This is a genomic window from Alkalicoccus saliphilus (assembly GCF_003044065.1).
Taxonomy (GTDB): domain Bacteria; phylum Bacillota; class Bacilli; order Bacillales; family Salisediminibacteriaceae; genus Alkalicoccus; species Alkalicoccus saliphilus.
The window spans coordinates 23271-38478 of record NZ_PZJJ01000022.1; the positions used below are offsets into that span (position 1 = coordinate 23271).

The window sequence follows — 15208 nt, forward strand, 5'->3', positions numbered from 1 at the left end:
AGTTAAACGCAGGAAGGGAAAATTAGTTAATTATTCATATATAAATGAGGAGGATTTTAACAAGTGGATAAATTTACTTCAAAAGATAAAATTAACTTTCACTTTTTTCTGCATTTCTTTGATCGAAGACGAAGGTTTCTGCCATGATTTATAAGGATTTATGCGTACTTTTATTAACGTCCTTCAGAAAATCACCTGTTCTTCGAAAGAAACGGTCTTCGTTATCTGCACTATCGTTGAATATGAAGAGTAATACGCCCGTGACACAGCGTCTTATTACTAAAGATCTATCGCGCTGCCCCCTAAATTATGTAATAATAAATATAAACAAACCTATAAAACGAACAAAGGAGGTGTGGAAATGGGAAATTTGTTTGTATTGTTATTTCTTTTTTCCAGCCTGGCACTTTTGGCAGGCATGATTAAACCGGGTCTCGTATTAAGATGGCTCCCGGAAGGTGGAAGAAACAGAAAACAGGCTGCTAAATATTTCGGATCCGCTGTTGTATTGTTTTTCATTTTAGCAGGAGTAACCCTGGATCCACCGGAAGAAAGTGCACTGGACGAAGAGAATCTTTCTCAAGAAGTGGAAGCCGGAGAAAAAGTGGATGAGGATAGCGAAGAAGAGACCATCCGCGAAGAAGCAGAGCGTAAAGCGGAAGAAGAAGCTGCTCGTGAAGAAGCAGAACGCGAAGCGGAAGAAGAAGCCGCTCGTGAAGAAGCAGAACGTGAAGCCGAAGAAGAGGCTGCACGCGAGGAAGCAGAACGCGAAGCCGAAGAAGAAGCTGCTCGTGAAGAAGCGGAGCGCGAAGCCGAAGAAGAAGCTGCTCGTGAAGAAGCGGAGCGCGAAGCCGAAGAAGAAGCCGCTCGTGAAGAAGCGGAGCGCGAAGCTGAAGAAGAGGCCGCACGTGAGGAAGCAGAGCGTGAAGCCGAAGAAGAGGCTGCTCGTGAGGAAGCGGAACGTGAAGCCGAAGAAGAGGCCGCACGTGAGGAAGCGGATAATTCGGCAAGCGGATCCCAGCAGCAGGCTGTAAGCATGGCAGAAGATTATTTGAACTACACTGCTTTTTCCAAAAGTGGGTTAATCGGGCAGCTGGAGTTTGAAGGCTTCAATAATAACGATGCCACGTATGCGGTGGAAAATATTGATGTCGACTGGCAGGAGCAGGCCGTAACAATGGCAGAAGATTATTTGAACTACTCGGCCTTTTCGAAAAGCGGATTAATCGGACAGCTGGAATTTGAAGGCTTCAATAATGATCATGCCACGTATGCAGTTGAAAACATCACTGTCGACTGGCAGGCACAGGCTGTAAAAATGGCGGAAGACTACCTTGATTATTCTTCTTTTTCAAGAAGTGGTCTGATCCAGCAGCTGGAATTCGAAGGTTTCAGTAACGCTGATGCGAGCCATGCCGCTGATGCCGTGGGGCTTTAACAACTGCTCCGTGTTATCGATAAAAAACAGCCCCCTCGTCTGAACCTTTGTAGAAAGATTCAGACCGGGAGCTGTTTTTTTTATTAATTGCACAGGAAATTGTGCTGGTTCCAATTGTGATTTCTTCCTATCCCACGCCGCACAGCAGGAAAACAGGGAATCCTGTTTATTTATGCCGGCTCCTTAATTTTTGAAGCGGACCCTTTTCGGTAAAATAAGCCTGCCCCGCTTTAAATATCACAAGGATCTGAATGGCTTACCCGCAGCCTGCAGGTATCTTCTCTGGATGTTTTTTTATTTAAATAGTCATCCGTTGCTTCTGTTCCCACCCTTTCACACCGTCGTTAACTGCTGCTTTAATATTTTCTCAACTTCCTCAGCCGGCAGTGGCGGACTGTACAAATACCCCTGCCCGAGGTAACAGCCATTTTTCGTCAAAAAATTCACCTGCAGTTCATTTTCGATGCCCTCGGCAATTAAGTCGAACTCCAAATCTTCCACCATGGTAATCATCGATTTTACTAATGAAGCTTTGTTGGGATCCGTTAATACTTCACGGATAAACGATTGATCGATTTTTACTAAATCAATCGGCAGACTGCTGAGAACATTCAATGAAGAATATCCCGTGCCGAAATCGTCCACGGACACTTTGACACCGAGTCTTTTAAGTTCGTGAAGCGTCGCAGTCGTCCGTTCCAGATCGTGCATAACGCTTTCCGTAATTTCCAGCCCTAAATGTTCGGGAGGTAATCCGCTGTCTGTTAAAGCCTGCCTTATTTTTTCGACGAAAAAATCATCTTCAAACTGGACGCTTGAAACGTTCACAGCCATTTTTACGTTAAGTCCGGAATTCTTCCACGATTTCGCCTGTGCACAGGCTTCCTGAATGACCCAGTCTCCTATTTTTTTAATAAAGCCTGTTTTTTCTGCAATAGAAATAAATTCTATCGGAGGGATCATTCCCAACTCCGGGTGTTTCCAACGAATCAGCGCCTCCACCCCGTAAGGTTTTCCAGAGGGTAAATACACTTTTGGCTGGTAATGAAGCTCCAGTTCCCCGTTAATCAGCGCGTCGTTTAATCCGCGTTCTATTTTTACTTTTCTGTCGAAAATATCTTTATCTTCATAAATGTAAAACTGGAAGTTATTTTTGCCGCGTTCTTTCGCTATATACATCGCATTATCAGCATGTTTAATAAGCGCCGCTGTATCTTTCCCGTCTTTTGGATACATACTGATCCCTATACTCGGTGTTGTAAAAAACTTCCCCCCTTCCAGCAGAAAAGGTGAATTGAACTGATCGAGAATCCGTGTGGCAATATCTATTGCTCCAGCCTCCTCTATATCTTCAAATAAAATAATAAATTCATCTCCACCGTGACGGGCAACTACATCCAAGTCGCGGACACTCCGGCTTATTCTGTGACTGACTTTCTTCAAAAGTTCGTCTCCAACGTCGTGACCCATCGTATCGTTTATGAATTTAAATCTGTCCAGGTCGATAAACATGATCGCTGATTTTTTGGAATTTCCTTCACAGCGTTCAATAGCTTTTCTGGCAGCCTGCTTAAAATATCTGCGGTTAGGAAGTCCTGTCAGGCTGTCGTAATAGGCGAAATTCTCAAGTTTTTCTTCCATCTTCTTCCGCTCGGTTACATCATAAGCTACACCGTTTAATTTTATGACATGTCCGGAATTATCGAAAATCGGGTTTCCGAAAACCTCCAGCCAGCGGATTTCTCCATCTTTTCGAAAAACCCGCCACTCACATTTTGAAGGGCCTCCTGACAAAAGTCTGTCGTAATGTTCCTGGACTTTTCCTTCGTCTTCCGGGCAGGTTCTTGAAATCCACAGATCAAAATTCTGCTCAAACTCTTCCGCTGAAAAGCCGAAAGTATCTTCAATTCCTTTGGAAACGATGACTTTTTTTTCGTTCTCATCTATTGTCCATAGAAAAGTTCCGCTGTTGTTAAACAGGCTTTCCACTTCTTTCTGTTGCAGTTCCTGTCTTTTCGCCGTATCTTTTGATTTGTCGTATTGTTTCCCGAGCCACCATAAAAATGGCTGAAGCAGGAGAGTGAAAATAATGATTTCCTCGTACGTCACGACTAATGTTCCCGCCACCTGGCGATACATAATCCAGATAAGGGTTATAATAATACTGACGAGGCAGACACCTATTCTTCCTATGTATTTCAATGTTCATCCCTCCATCGTCAGCTAATTCAAATTTTCCAGTACTGGCTGCTCGATAATATATAAAGATTAATTCATATTTTACATATTTTTCATCATATTGAAAGAGCGATTATAACTACTTTCGTTTTACGGTTTGGATAGTTTATTTTAACCTGTATTTAAAGGGTTCATTAACGTCTGGAATAAAGTGAAGTGGTCTTTACCTGTCGACAGGGCTTAATAACACAGCTTATTGAAAGAGGGGATTTTCTAATTTCCAGGCTATATATGTTGAACTTAATAATTAGGTTTCGCTTCTTTAACCAGGCGCTTTCGTTTCTATGGGGACGCTTTCCGCTGCGTTTATTCTTCATAGAAAAAGAAAAGTTCTGTTTTTACATGAGCACGGTTCTTTCTTCAGTAAAACCGATGCCCGGACAGAGAGGCAGGCAACCTTCAAAACAATGCGGAGCTTTAAACAAAGCTGATTTTTCAGAGTGTTGATTAAGTCTTGATTTAAGAATAATTATTCTTCTGAACGTACAGCTTTCTCCTGCACTCCCCGAGCCTGCCGTGGGGCTCGCCGTCAGCTATTTTCCAGACCTGCGGCCATGGAAAAGGATCTTCCGACTTCGCTCTATCCCACCGGCGTCCCCGCCGGACGTTCCGGAGGAAAAAGCATCTCCTTTATGAAAGAAAAGACGGAATCAACACGTTTTTTAAAAGAGGAAACTTCTTTTTATTTTCCTGCTGGAGCCGCAGCAGGCGACTCCAGGGCGATGAAGGACGAGCGGAAGATCCATTTCTTCCGAGCATGGAGAGGAAGAAATTAGCTGAAGCCGGCCCGCCCGGAAAGCGTCCTGTGGAGGCGAAAGCAGGAAATTGCATAGGCATGTATAAAAAACTCTTTATAAACAGCCTGAAAAAACCGCCTTCAAACTTTGAAGGCGGTTTTTTGATACGTGTAGTCCTGAGAAGAAGCGGCGATATCCCACCGCCTTTTCCAGCTCTGGGAGGCTCGAAAAACCTCTTTAATTTACGTATTATTTTTACAAATACTGAAGAAGAGACGTGGCGATAGTAAAGTATACCATCAGACCGATCACATCGTTCAACGTCGTAATAAACGGACCGGATGCGACAGCTGGGTCTATTTTCAGCTTGTTGATGATAAGAGGAATGACAGCTCCAACGATCGTAGCTACGCTCAGTGTAATGAAAATGGAAGCGCCAACTACGCCGGCTAACACGAAGTTGCCGTAAAGCAGTGGAATAAGAATCATAATGGTAATCGCGCAGAAGATGCCGAGATAAACACCTGTACCAAATTCCCGTCTGACCATTTTGCCGATCTGCCCTTTTTCCACGTCACCAATTGCCAGCCGGCGTACGACAACGGCGAGCGCCTGAGTGCCTGTGTTACCAGCGGAGTCCATAATGAGCGGTATAAAAGCAGCTAAAATCACGACTGCTTCCAGTGTTTCTTCAAACTGATCGATGACGTTTGCTGTCACGAGACCTAAGAACATGAGCATAATAATCCACGGGGCACGTTTTTTGGCAGCTCCGAAAGAAGAAATTTTAGCGTCCAGGGACCCTCTTGTTGCAGAAATTTCTCCGAAGTCCTCTTCCGTTTCTTCTTCGACGACATCGAGAATATCGTCGACGGTGATAATACCAACGAGGGTATTCTGCTTCGTTACGACCGGGACGGCGAGGAAGTCGTATTTTTTGATGAGGCGTGCCACATCTTCCTGATCCTCCTCAGCTTCCACCGAGACCACCCGTGTGCTCATCGGCTTTTCCACGTAATCGGCAGGATCCGCTGTGATCAGGTCTCTCAGGGAAACGACCCCTGCAAGTTTATTATTATCATCAACGACATAAAGATAATAAATTGTTTCTGCATCCGGCGCTTCTTTCCGCAGCCGCTCGAGTACGCTGCTGACAGTATCTTTTGCGTGCAGGGCGATAAACTCTTTTGTCATTAAGGCACCGGCGGTTTCTTCGTCGTAAGCCATGAGCTCCCGGACTTCCTCCGCTTCTTCGTCTTCCATGGAGCTTAAAATATCCCGGGCTTTTTCATCGTTCATTTCCGCCAGAAAGTCTGCCGCATCGTCTGCGTACATATCATCGAACATCGTTGCCGCATACTGCTCGTCCACTTCTTCGAGCAGCTGCTCCTGCTCTTCTGTTTCGAGCTGTTCAAATACTTCCCCCAGTTCTTTCGGGACGAGCAGCTTGTGAACAAATTCCCGCTGCTCCTTGTTTAGTTCTTTGTAAATTTCAGCCCGGTCGGTCGGATGAAGATCCATCAGCGTATCATAGACGCTCGTCGTATCCTGGTCATCAATTTTGGAGATAAGATACTGCTTATACTCTTCCCGGGAGTAGTTTGTAAGTTTTACCATAGATAAGCCTCCTTATTAAACGGGACGCTTACCGTAAGTGAGGGAAGCGGACCCGTTTCTCTGCAGTTTTATTTTTTTACTTTGTGTATAATGACATGAATCGGGATCCACACCTCTCACTCCTTTCGCAGAACAATTTTATCAGCTGTCCATCAAAAAAAAAGCACCCTCCACAAATAGAGGGTGCCTTATTGTATGCACACATAGCAGGCGTCGGGATAAACCCGGCACGATCCTCTAATCGTAGAGCTTTAGCACTGTGCGGCATAGGACGAATCCAGCTGCGTTAAAAACTACCTTATGTCGATAGTTTCTGTTGACCCATTGGCGTCTTTGGACGTTTTTGGGCAGCAGCGTATCTCCTGCACAGGAGCCTCACCTAACGAGGTATTCAGCTGATTTTCTTTTTAAAAGCGTAACAGCTGTACAATTTCTGTGTCAACAAAAAAGTTTACTGCGGGCAATATTTTAGTTCTTTCGTAAATCAACATGTTAAGGCGTACTTTCTTTCTGCAGCATGGGGGCTTCACGCTTACTGACCATCTTTTCTTATCACCTGTTTTATTTTTCACGATGCGTTTTCCAAAAAGAACTCTTCTGCCGGCTTTACATAGAAAATGCTCAATACTATCTGAAAGATTAATGCCAGTTGGACATCGTCTGTTACCGGACAGGAAAACGAGTAAAGGTTCATTTTGATTTCGTCACGCTGGTCTACAATGGAATGAAATTAGCCAGTCTGCGGCTTGCCCAGCAACGATCGCCAAGCGTGGTAGCTGTTTCTTAGTTTTGCATCGTATGAACATTTGAAAAAAAGTCGACAAATACGTTTAAAAGTAATCCAACAGGCACGTACCCATAAAAATTTTTAGGTAGAAACCATTTTTCAGAAAGTTTGTATTTCCGAAAAAATGAATGATGAAATTGGCTCAACCAGCAGATATTTTCAAAAGAAGGAAAGCTTTAGGTTTCGTTTAACAGCATGGAAGGAAAATAAGCTAAACTGACACTTAATTTCTTGGGGGGCTGGGTAATGAAACGGCTGTTTACGATAATCTTCCTATTTTTATTTCTTTTGCCTGCAAGTGGTTTGGCGCACGTAAAGTGGTTTACGGAAACAGAAGCGGAGCGTGCTCCGATTGATACAATTATCAGTCCTTTGTTTGTAACGTTTGCTTTTCTTTCTGCTGCACTGCTTTCTTTCCTGCCTTTAGCCATGAAAAAACTGCATGCACATAAGCCGTCTATTAAATGGGAAAGCAGGGTGGCGAGGTTTCGTCCGTATACATTTTTTATTTTGCAGTACGGAACAGTTGCCACGCTCCTGATTCAAATTTTTGAAGGATCGCTGTTTGCGCCGGAACTGCTGGAGCTGCAGGGGATCTGGCTGTGGGCTGTATGGATTGTTATCTTGCTGCTTTCTATTCCTATGCGGATCACAGTAAGAGCCGGAGCAGCGCTGCTGCTTATCCTGTTTGGAGTATCGGTATTTGAACACAGCTGGCTGCATATGCTCGACTATGTATTTTACTTAGGAATTATTTTTATGTTTTTCTTTTACCGGACCAGAATGAACATCTGGACCTTTCCTTTTTTATATTTAACGACAGGTTTTTCCCTTTGCTGGGTTGCAGTGGAGAAATGGGTGTATCCGAACATGTCGGCAAACGTTTTAATTAATCACGACATATTTACGTTCGGCTTTGCTCCGGGTACGTTTGCGATGATGCTTGGTTATGTGGAATTTATCATCGGCTATCTGCTTATTGTCGGGCTGCTGAACCGCATGCTTGCGCTTGTTCTTACGTTGATCTTTTTCAGCACAGCGCTGCTGTTCGGCTGGATCGAGCTGATTGGGCATTTCCCAATTCACGTTATCCTGCTTACTTTCATCATAGAAGGAGTGTCTTTCCATAAGCCTCCGGTGCAGTTTCACGAACGGACATGGCAGCAGACGATTTTCATTTCCTTTAATTTCATCTTTGCCCTGTCATTTATTCTGCTCGTCTACTACCGTCTCGCATCATAAGGAGCACGATAATATCATGAACTAACTTATAATGTAAATTCCGCTGGAGATGGCCTCATTTCACCTCCGGCGGAAGAACGTGAAAGGCAGAGGGAAATTATGCAATTAATCTGGAATTACTTACGCAAATATAATCTGGCGTCTTACTATTGTAGAGCTCTTTGTGGAGCTGTTACAGCCGCTGTTAATTGCCCGCATTATTGATAACGGTATTATGATGGAAGATATGGGAGTAGTTGTGACATGGGGGAAGTGTTATACTCCGCGCACATCTGTTGGTCGCGGGTTCCTTAGTCATGGCGCTGATTGTTAACTGGCACCTTTCTCTTTTTCTTCTGGTCGCTATTCCGCTTCTCATTGTGATGCTGTTCGTAATTATGAAAACAGCTGGCGTAAAAAAGCAGAAAAAGCTTCCGGAGAACCGGAAGCTTTTTCTTCATCCCCCACCTCTTCCCCGGTCTGATGGAAATATACCCGCGCCATGCGGCTGGCTTTGTTGTATACTTTTTACAGATGTCTGGGGGGATAAATTATGAAGCAGAAGCTGAAAATCGTCTATGAAATTATGCTTATACTGCTTATTTTATGGTCGGCTTCCACCGTGTTTTACGAATTCAATTTAGTGTTACTCGATCACCTCGTCTGGATCGTGCTGTTGACGGATGTACTCGTCCGTTTTTTTATGGCCCGGGATAAAATAGATTTTGTTAAGCGCAACCCGTTTGATTTTATTGCGGCGATTCCGCTGGATTCCATCTTTCAATTTGCCCGGCTCGTGCGGCTGTTCCGGCTGATACGGATCGCCCTGCTGCTGAAGAGGACGCCGATTTATTCGATTCTGCAGACGAACGGACTGATCAAAACGCTCGCTGCTGTCGGTATTCTTATCTTCCTGTCGGCGATCCCGATTACCTATTTGGAAGCAGATGTAGATACATTTATGGACGGTGTTTGGTGGGCAATTGTTACGGCGACGACCGTTGGTTACGGAGACATTGCCCCGGTCACCGCGACAGGCCGTACGATTGCTCTTGTGCTGATGATATTCGGTATCGGTCTTATCGGGATGGTGACAAGCTCGATTGCTACTTATTTTCTGCAGAAAAAAGAAAACCGCATCGAAAACGATACGGTCGAATTTCTGCGCAGCCAGCTCAGCCACTACGAAACGCTCACCCCGCACGACTACGACCGGCTGCTTTACATGCTGCAGTCGTTAAAGGAGGAGCAGGCCGAAGCGGAGCGGGATTCTACGGACAGGCCGCACCACGGAATCGATTAAGGATTGTTACTTTAAGAAAGGTTGGGTATTTTTAATCTGCTCAAAATGGTGGCAGTCGTGGTCTGCCAGTCCCTTTAAATATTCATACAATGAAAGTTTGGATGAACCAATATAAAACTCTCTCTCCCATAGTTCATCCGGGAGGTACAAAATCTCCTCATAGAATTCTTTTCTCATTAAGATAAATTTATTTAATGTATCCCGCATGCTTTCTTCCCTGCTGGATGCCGCTGATTCCAAGTTTATTTTTTGAGCGTCAGGCCCTTTGGGAAGCTCTTCAGCTGAGAACAAATAAGGTAAACGATGTTTAATCACAAACTCATCCCAAGGTTTAAAATGGCCAATGATCTCTGCAATGGTCCACTTTCCTTCTTGAATAGGCGTTCTCCATTGATCTTCACTGAGAAAACTCAATGATTTCACAAATTCCATTGCGTTTATTTGGTGATCTAAAATTTCTTGCTTATACTTATTCATTCTGTTCCCCTCAGTTCCAAATAATTGATTTTTCCTTCTAAAATAACCTGGATGCCGGCGTTTCCTGCGGAGTAGTTCTGTCCGGCGTATGAGCTCCTATTTTTATCTTTTGTTCTTACGGATTAAAAAGAATTCTATGATCGAGCTTTTTACTCCCCCCTATTTTGTCACAATGTGAACCTGCGAGGGTGTTCATACAGCCTCCTTTTCTTATAACCTCCGTGTTAACATTTTGCCTTTTTCATCCTTCGACATCGACAAGCCGAATGACAAATTCAGTCGCGACTACTGAGGAAATCGCCATGACCACTGCAAGTGAAAGAACGCCAAGATTTGTCCATAGAAAAACTTTTCTTTTCGACGCTCCAACTGACGCCATCGTCGTTGCCCCTATCTGGCTGCTTACTAGGATGGAGGAGAAAAAGCAGACGCCGATGACGCCGAACCGGTCGAACGTTTTTTTCATTCGTGGAGACATGCCTTCTGCCGGCCGCTCTTTTTTTTGATATTTCCTGCTGAATGTATGATAAAGTTTCCTTATTCCCCCTCCAAAATAAATGAAAAGAAGAACGCTGAAACAATTTCCGAGAAAAGCGGTAACAAGGGAAAGTACGGGAGAAAGGTTGAAAACGATAATAGCTGTCGGTATCGTGATAAACACTTCAAAAAAAGGAACGGTACTTACTAAAAAGATCATTACATATTGAAGAAAAACGTTTTCCATACAGCACCACTCCTTTTTTGAGTCAGTTGACCTAATAAAATCTTAATCTATTCTGCCGAAAAACACAAGGAGGAGCTTTTATGCCGAAAAAAATTGATCCTGCTGAGCCGAAAATGCACATTTTTGACGCGGCCTGCCGCGTCATTTACGAGCACGGATTCGAAAAAACGACGCTGCGGGAAATTGCCAGAGAAGCCGGGCTGTCCCTGAGCTCTGTGCAGCACTTTTTCCCAAAGCAGAAAGATATTTATATGTATGCGATGGATGTCATGCTCGATAAATACAGGACGAGGATGAAAAGAGCTTCCCTGGAAGGGGAAAACAGCTATGAAAACGCTGTCCAGCGCATGAAACAGGTCGTCCATGCAAGTACGGAGGAAGAAAGAATGGAAAATGACATATGGGTGAAGTTTTCCATGATGGCAGTTATGAATGCTGATTATACGGAGAAAAAAGATAAATTGCGGGAAATAAACGTGGAGTATGCCGAAAGCATTTTAGCGATGCTTAACGAAGAAGGGTACATTTCCGATGCTGATTCTCTACCTGAGCAGACAAATTCACTCATCGTGTTTCTTCACGGACTCGTCTTTGAGTCTGTGATTTACCGGTCTCTTTACGATGATAAGACAGTGGAGAAAGAAATCCGCGGGTACCTGGAGAAACTCTGCCGTCTGAACGCGTAAAAGGCCGCAGTCCCCCTCCGTCTCCTGGAAGACGCTTGCCGGACTGGAAAACCACGGCTTTTTAATGAAAATAAATTCTGCTGGTCCAAACAGAAACCATGATTTCCCTCTATCTGCTTATAAACGGGACTTTCATAAAAGGTTGAAGCAGATAATTTCTATGCAGCGGTTCTTACAGATTTTATTTTGATTTCGTCATTCGGGTCGCAGTGTAGAAAAACAAATAGGAAAACAATCCGATCAAAGTAAAACCTCCGGTAAAATAAATCATAAACCGGTCGATACTGTTGATCGTTACAGCAAGAATCGTGAACGGTTCCCTTAAAATGTCCCACGTGTTAAATCGGATAAAACGGCCGAGGTACACGCCGATGCCGCAGAGAGCCTGAACGACTGCTACAAACAGCCAGCCGCTTATAGTATGGAAGCGCTTCTGGACATGCCCGTGCATAAGATAGAGGCTGATTACGCTAATGGCGAGTCCGATCCCTGCACTGAAAGCAATAGTGAAAAACGAGTTCCATGCCCGGCCATCCATCGCGTACAGCGTGGCATCACCGCCTGTTTCTTCCGGTTCAGAATGATGAAAATTCAGGTCTGACAAATGGAGAAAATCGGTCAGAATATATACGGTATTCGGGTAAAAAAACAGCCAGCCGGCTGCGAGAATAAGGGCGATAATCCCACGTCCGTGCATCGTTCGGGAAGTGGAAAGCACCCAGTGAGCCGCACAGGCAAAACCAAGAGGAATCCAGGCAAGGAGCAGGTTCCAGAAAAGCGGGTCGAAATCCGTTCGGTTGAATAACACCATCCAGACATTAATAAAAAAAGTAGCTCCAAGAAGCAGTGCCATAAAATAGCCGAGATTCATACAAGTCCCTCCAGATCAGCATTTGTATACTAACCTTACTTTAATTGAAGAATGAAAGCGAGAGTTATTATACTTCCTGTGACTCAAGCATTTTATTGCTGTCCGTACGTTCTGTCCAGATGATGAATAAATTCACTCAGCACGACGGTCATATCATAAAAAGCTTCTTCATTTTCCCGAGGGTTTCGAAAGCTGGACTGAATCTGAAGCTGCATCGAGGCCAGGCCCAGTTCCCGGTGGGAGAAAGCGGCAATCGTCTGTTCGCTTGAAGCCGAAAACGTATTGTTTAAAACGACCGGTCCTAAATTCTCCTGCTCAGCAAAGGCGTTCAAGTCCGCTGGATACGTATCTTCTATGTACGTCCCGTCGTCGGTTCCTATATCTATCGCAAAGTTATGTGAAGCTCCAGCACCGAGCAGATCAATGACAACGTCGATTTCGTGGTCTTCAACGATCCTTTCCATTTCCTGCTTAAACGGCGAGCCCGCATAAAACGAAGGGTCGGCGTCTTTTTTCACTGTGTAGAGGATGTGGGCCCCGGTATAATCCTGAAGCAGCTGAATGAGCGCCCCGGTGTAAATGGCAGCCGGCTGGGTTTCCTGATCGCTGTCCCGGATATAGGCTGTCGTATGAGGTGCTGTGAGGAGGATGGTGGTGTCCTCCTCCCCTTCTTCAAATTGATACAGCTCATCGCCATCTGTTTTTCCGGCATAGTCATTCTGGGCGAAGGCCGCTTCGTAGTCGAACGTTTTGTCCATAAATTCGCCGCTTTCCCAATCCTCCTCTGCCGGCTGGCGCACCTCCTCTATTTCTTCTGCTTCTGTACTTTCTTCCCATTTCTGCTCCGGCGCGTCTTCCTGACAGGCTGCCAGGAGAAAAATCGGGATCAGCAATCCCATTTTCGTTTTTTTCATTTTCATTCTCCCTTTTTATAGACGTGTTTATGTATTGCCGGTCTTTCCACCAGCGGTGTTTGAAATCTGAGTATTTTCCTTTGTTATAATATCACACGTTTTTTCCATGACATAAACATAAATAGAACTATATTTGAAATTTCTTTTGGCAGATTTGGGATTATCGGTCGTTTTTGGGGAAGAACTGTTTTTAGCTGAAACTGTCTTTCCGTTGGCAGGCGGGCGTTTAATCATTATAGGGGACGGATTAATCATTATAGCGGATGGTTTAATCAACATAGCTGGTCTTATTGTCATTAAGACAGTTATTAATCATTATAAATCGTTATTAATCATTATAAGCCTGTTACAGCGAGGAATTAATCAGCAGAAGCTCATAATTAATCTTTTCCCACATCCACTAAAAAAACTGACTCTTTTTTCGAGTCAGCTCCTTTTTAACTATTCTACTTTCATTCTGTCACGCAGGAGGGATTTTTTACTTTCATGCCGAAAGTTTTACTGCCGAAGAAAATGAAGGAGGATGTTTTAATGACTACTATCAAAATCAATGAATTAAAGAAGGAACTGAAGCAGCTGGATAATAAAGAATTGATGCAGCTTGTCGTTGAGCTGTACAAATTAAATAAAGATACGAAGCAGTTTCTCTCCAATAAATATTTTGGGGAAGAAGCTGTCAGAGGTCAATTTGAACAGACGCAAAAGATTATTGAAGACCAGTTTTTTCCGGAGCGGGGCCACCCAAAAATGAAACTGCGGGAAGCAAAATCCGCTATATCCAGCTATAAAAAGATGACCGGAGATGAAACAGGCTGGCTGGATTTAATGCTTTACTATGTAGAACTCGGCACAGAATTTACCGTTGCGTATGGGGATATGGACGAAAAGTTTTATTACAGTATGGAAACGGTCTACGACAGGGTCGTGACTGAGTGCAGCAAAAATGAAGCGTTGGCGGAGCATTTTAAAGACCGGCTGTATATGGTTCTTTGGAATTCCCAAGGAGTTGGCTGGGGCTACCATGATGTGATCGGAGATATTTATTTTAACGGGGGATTTGAGGAGGTAGAAGAGTAATATGAGGCTGTCTCCAAAGGTTCATAGAGACAGTCCGAAAAGCACTGGTGGAGCCGGACCGAAGTTCTTAAACCCTGTTAAAACGGGATTTATCTGACAGAGTTAGGTCCGTGCTCCATCCTTATGGGACATTCCCAAACGAGATGAGTTATTCATACTCCCTGTTCATTAACACAATCCGCCAGCCGTCAGGGTCTTCTATCGTGATACCCTGCTCCTTCCAATAGTCATTTTCCGGCTCAACTTCTATATACCCCATTTTTTCCAGCCGCCTGGAGACACGCATTATTGCCGCTTTATTCTTTATGTAAAACACTAACAGGTTGTCTTTTGTCGGTGCAGGACAGGGACTTCCTTCTTCATGCCGGGTAAATTCCAAGTGATAGTCAGCGTCCGGCAGACCAAAGATCACTCCCTCGTACCCACTGTTTCCTGTGAATTGATCAATTTGTTTAAGTCCTAATCCCCTGCCGTAAAAATCAATTACTTCTTCGAATTTGTCTGTCGGCCTGGCTATTCTGACTTGCGCTGCTGTAAAATCATTAAAGTCCATCATACACCCCCTGTACATTTATTTGAGGTTCTTTTCTTCTCCAGTGATCTTTTATATTTCATTATTTCCGCTTTAATGATTCTCTTCCATCAGTCTTCACCGGATGAATTTTTCTTCCGGGTACACATAATATACATCCGTTTTATTTCCTCAAAATCTTTTCCATTGCTTTGCCTTTTGCCAGTTCGTCGATCATTTTATCGAGGTAACGGATTTCCTGCATGAGCGGCTCTTCGATGTTTTCCACGCGTACCCCGCAGACAACCCCTTTAATCAGCCGGCGCGAAGGATTCAGTGCAGGTGCTTCCGCGAAAAACGTTTCAAAGTCGTTTTCCTGTTGAAGCTGTTTTTCCAGTTCTTCCCGGCTGTAGCCTGTATGCCAGAAAATGATTTCGTCGACTTCCTCTTTTGTCCGCCCTTTTCTTTCGGCTTTATGAATGTAAAGAGGATACACTTTGGCGAAGCTCATCGTATAAAGTTTATGTCCGGCCATTCTTCTCCCCCGCTTCTTTTTAAAATTTTACGAAAAGAAAGGGAGAGTAGGTCTCCCCCTTCTCCACTTTTA

General features: G+C 44.1%; 15 protein-coding genes, 1 pseudogene and 1 riboswitch. Of the genes and pseudogenes, 6 read left to right on the forward strand and 10 right to left on the reverse strand.

The window, feature by feature from the left end:
- Positions 1–361: 361 nt before the first annotated feature.
- Complete coding sequence (locus C6Y45_RS12410) at positions 362–1438, forward strand: Ltp family lipoprotein (RefSeq protein WP_107585548.1); 1077 nt, start codon at positions 362–364, stop codon at positions 1436–1438.
- Positions 1439–1771: 333 nt separating this feature from the next.
- Here C6Y45_RS12410 and C6Y45_RS12415 read toward each other — a convergent pair whose 3' ends face one another.
- The 3 genes from C6Y45_RS12415 to mgtE all read right to left on the reverse strand — a co-directional run bounded on the left by C6Y45_RS12415 (position 1772) and on the right by mgtE (position 6030).
- Entirely contained in the window at positions 1772–3640 is a 1869-nt protein-coding gene (locus C6Y45_RS12415) for a putative bifunctional diguanylate cyclase/phosphodiesterase (RefSeq protein ID WP_107585549.1), read from the reverse strand.
- A gap of 666 nt (positions 3641–4306) precedes the next feature.
- Positions 4307–4513 (reverse strand): hypothetical protein, encoded by a 207-nt coding sequence (locus C6Y45_RS17605; protein ID WP_160058353.1) that lies wholly within the window; start codon positions 4511–4513, stop codon positions 4307–4309.
- Between the two features lie 155 nt (positions 4514–4668).
- Positions 4669–6030, reverse strand: coding sequence for a magnesium transporter (mgtE, locus tag C6Y45_RS12430; protein WP_107585552.1), 1362 nt, complete (start codon positions 6028–6030; stop codon positions 4669–4671).
- A 228-nt stretch (positions 6031–6258) separates the two neighbouring features.
- Positions 6259–6424: riboswitch (M-box (ykoK) riboswitch) on the reverse strand.
- A gap of 228 nt (positions 6425–6652) precedes the next feature.
- Here mgtE and C6Y45_RS17965 point away from each other — a divergent pair.
- The 3 genes and pseudogenes from C6Y45_RS17965 to C6Y45_RS12450 form a co-directional block, all read left to right on the forward strand.
- A pseudogene (locus C6Y45_RS17965) lies at positions 6653–6817 on the forward strand (IS5/IS1182 family transposase); the annotation flags it as partial.
- Positions 6818–7063: 246 nt separating this feature from the next.
- Entirely contained in the window at positions 7064–8059 is a 996-nt protein-coding gene (locus tag C6Y45_RS12440; protein ID WP_107585553.1) for a DoxX family membrane protein, read from the forward strand.
- Positions 8060–8591: 532 nt separating this feature from the next.
- Positions 8592–9341: a potassium channel family protein gene (locus C6Y45_RS12450; RefSeq protein WP_107585555.1), complete on the forward strand. Its 750-nt coding sequence runs from the start codon at positions 8592–8594 to the stop codon at positions 9339–9341.
- 6 nt (positions 9342–9347) lie between these two features.
- Here the strand turns inward: C6Y45_RS12450 and C6Y45_RS12455 are convergent, their stop codons facing one another.
- The gene (locus C6Y45_RS12455) at positions 9348–9818 is read right to left on the reverse strand and encodes a DinB family protein (protein ID WP_107585556.1); all 471 of its coding nucleotides are present in this window, start codon (positions 9816–9818) and stop codon (positions 9348–9350) included.
- Positions 9819–10059: 241 nt separating this feature from the next.
- The gene (locus C6Y45_RS12460; RefSeq protein ID WP_107585557.1) at positions 10060–10542 is read right to left on the reverse strand and encodes a small multi-drug export protein; all 483 of its coding nucleotides are present in this window, start codon (positions 10540–10542) and stop codon (positions 10060–10062) included.
- Between the two features lie 80 nt (positions 10543–10622).
- On the opposite strand from C6Y45_RS12460, the gene C6Y45_RS12465 reads away from it, so the two are divergent.
- Positions 10623–11228 carry a TetR/AcrR family transcriptional regulator gene (locus tag C6Y45_RS12465; RefSeq protein WP_107585558.1) on the forward strand — a complete coding sequence of 202 codons (606 nt, stop codon included), beginning with the start codon at positions 10623–10625 and terminating at the stop codon, positions 11226–11228.
- 181 nt (positions 11229–11409) lie between these two features.
- On the opposite strand, the gene C6Y45_RS12470 is transcribed toward C6Y45_RS12465, so the two are convergent.
- The 3 genes from C6Y45_RS12470 to C6Y45_RS17610 form a co-directional block, all read right to left on the reverse strand.
- A complete protein-coding gene (locus tag C6Y45_RS12470; RefSeq protein ID WP_107585559.1) occupies positions 11410–12099 on the reverse strand; it encodes a DUF1361 domain-containing protein in 690 nt (229 codons plus the stop codon).
- Positions 12100–12191: 92 nt separating this feature from the next.
- Positions 12192–13013: a hypothetical protein gene (locus tag C6Y45_RS12475; RefSeq protein WP_107585560.1), complete on the reverse strand. Its 822-nt coding sequence runs from the start codon at positions 13011–13013 to the stop codon at positions 12192–12194.
- A gap of 27 nt (positions 13014–13040) precedes the next feature.
- Complete coding sequence (locus C6Y45_RS17610; RefSeq protein WP_160058357.1) at positions 13041–13247, reverse strand: hypothetical protein; 207 nt, start codon at positions 13245–13247, stop codon at positions 13041–13043.
- A 297-nt stretch (positions 13248–13544) separates the two neighbouring features.
- Between C6Y45_RS17610 and C6Y45_RS12480 the strand changes: the two genes are divergently transcribed.
- A complete protein-coding gene (locus C6Y45_RS12480) occupies positions 13545–14090 on the forward strand; it encodes a DUF6155 family protein (RefSeq protein WP_107585587.1) in 546 nt (181 codons plus the stop codon).
- Positions 14091–14238: 148 nt separating this feature from the next.
- Here C6Y45_RS12480 and C6Y45_RS12485 read toward each other — a convergent pair whose 3' ends face one another.
- The gene (locus C6Y45_RS12485) at positions 14239–14646 is read right to left on the reverse strand and encodes a VOC family protein (RefSeq protein ID WP_107585561.1); all 408 of its coding nucleotides are present in this window, start codon (positions 14644–14646) and stop codon (positions 14239–14241) included.
- 139 nt (positions 14647–14785) lie between these two features.
- Positions 14786–15136 (reverse strand): DUF2200 domain-containing protein, encoded by a 351-nt coding sequence (locus tag C6Y45_RS12490; RefSeq protein WP_107585562.1) that lies wholly within the window; start codon positions 15134–15136, stop codon positions 14786–14788.
- Positions 15137–15208: the final 72 nt, after the last annotated feature.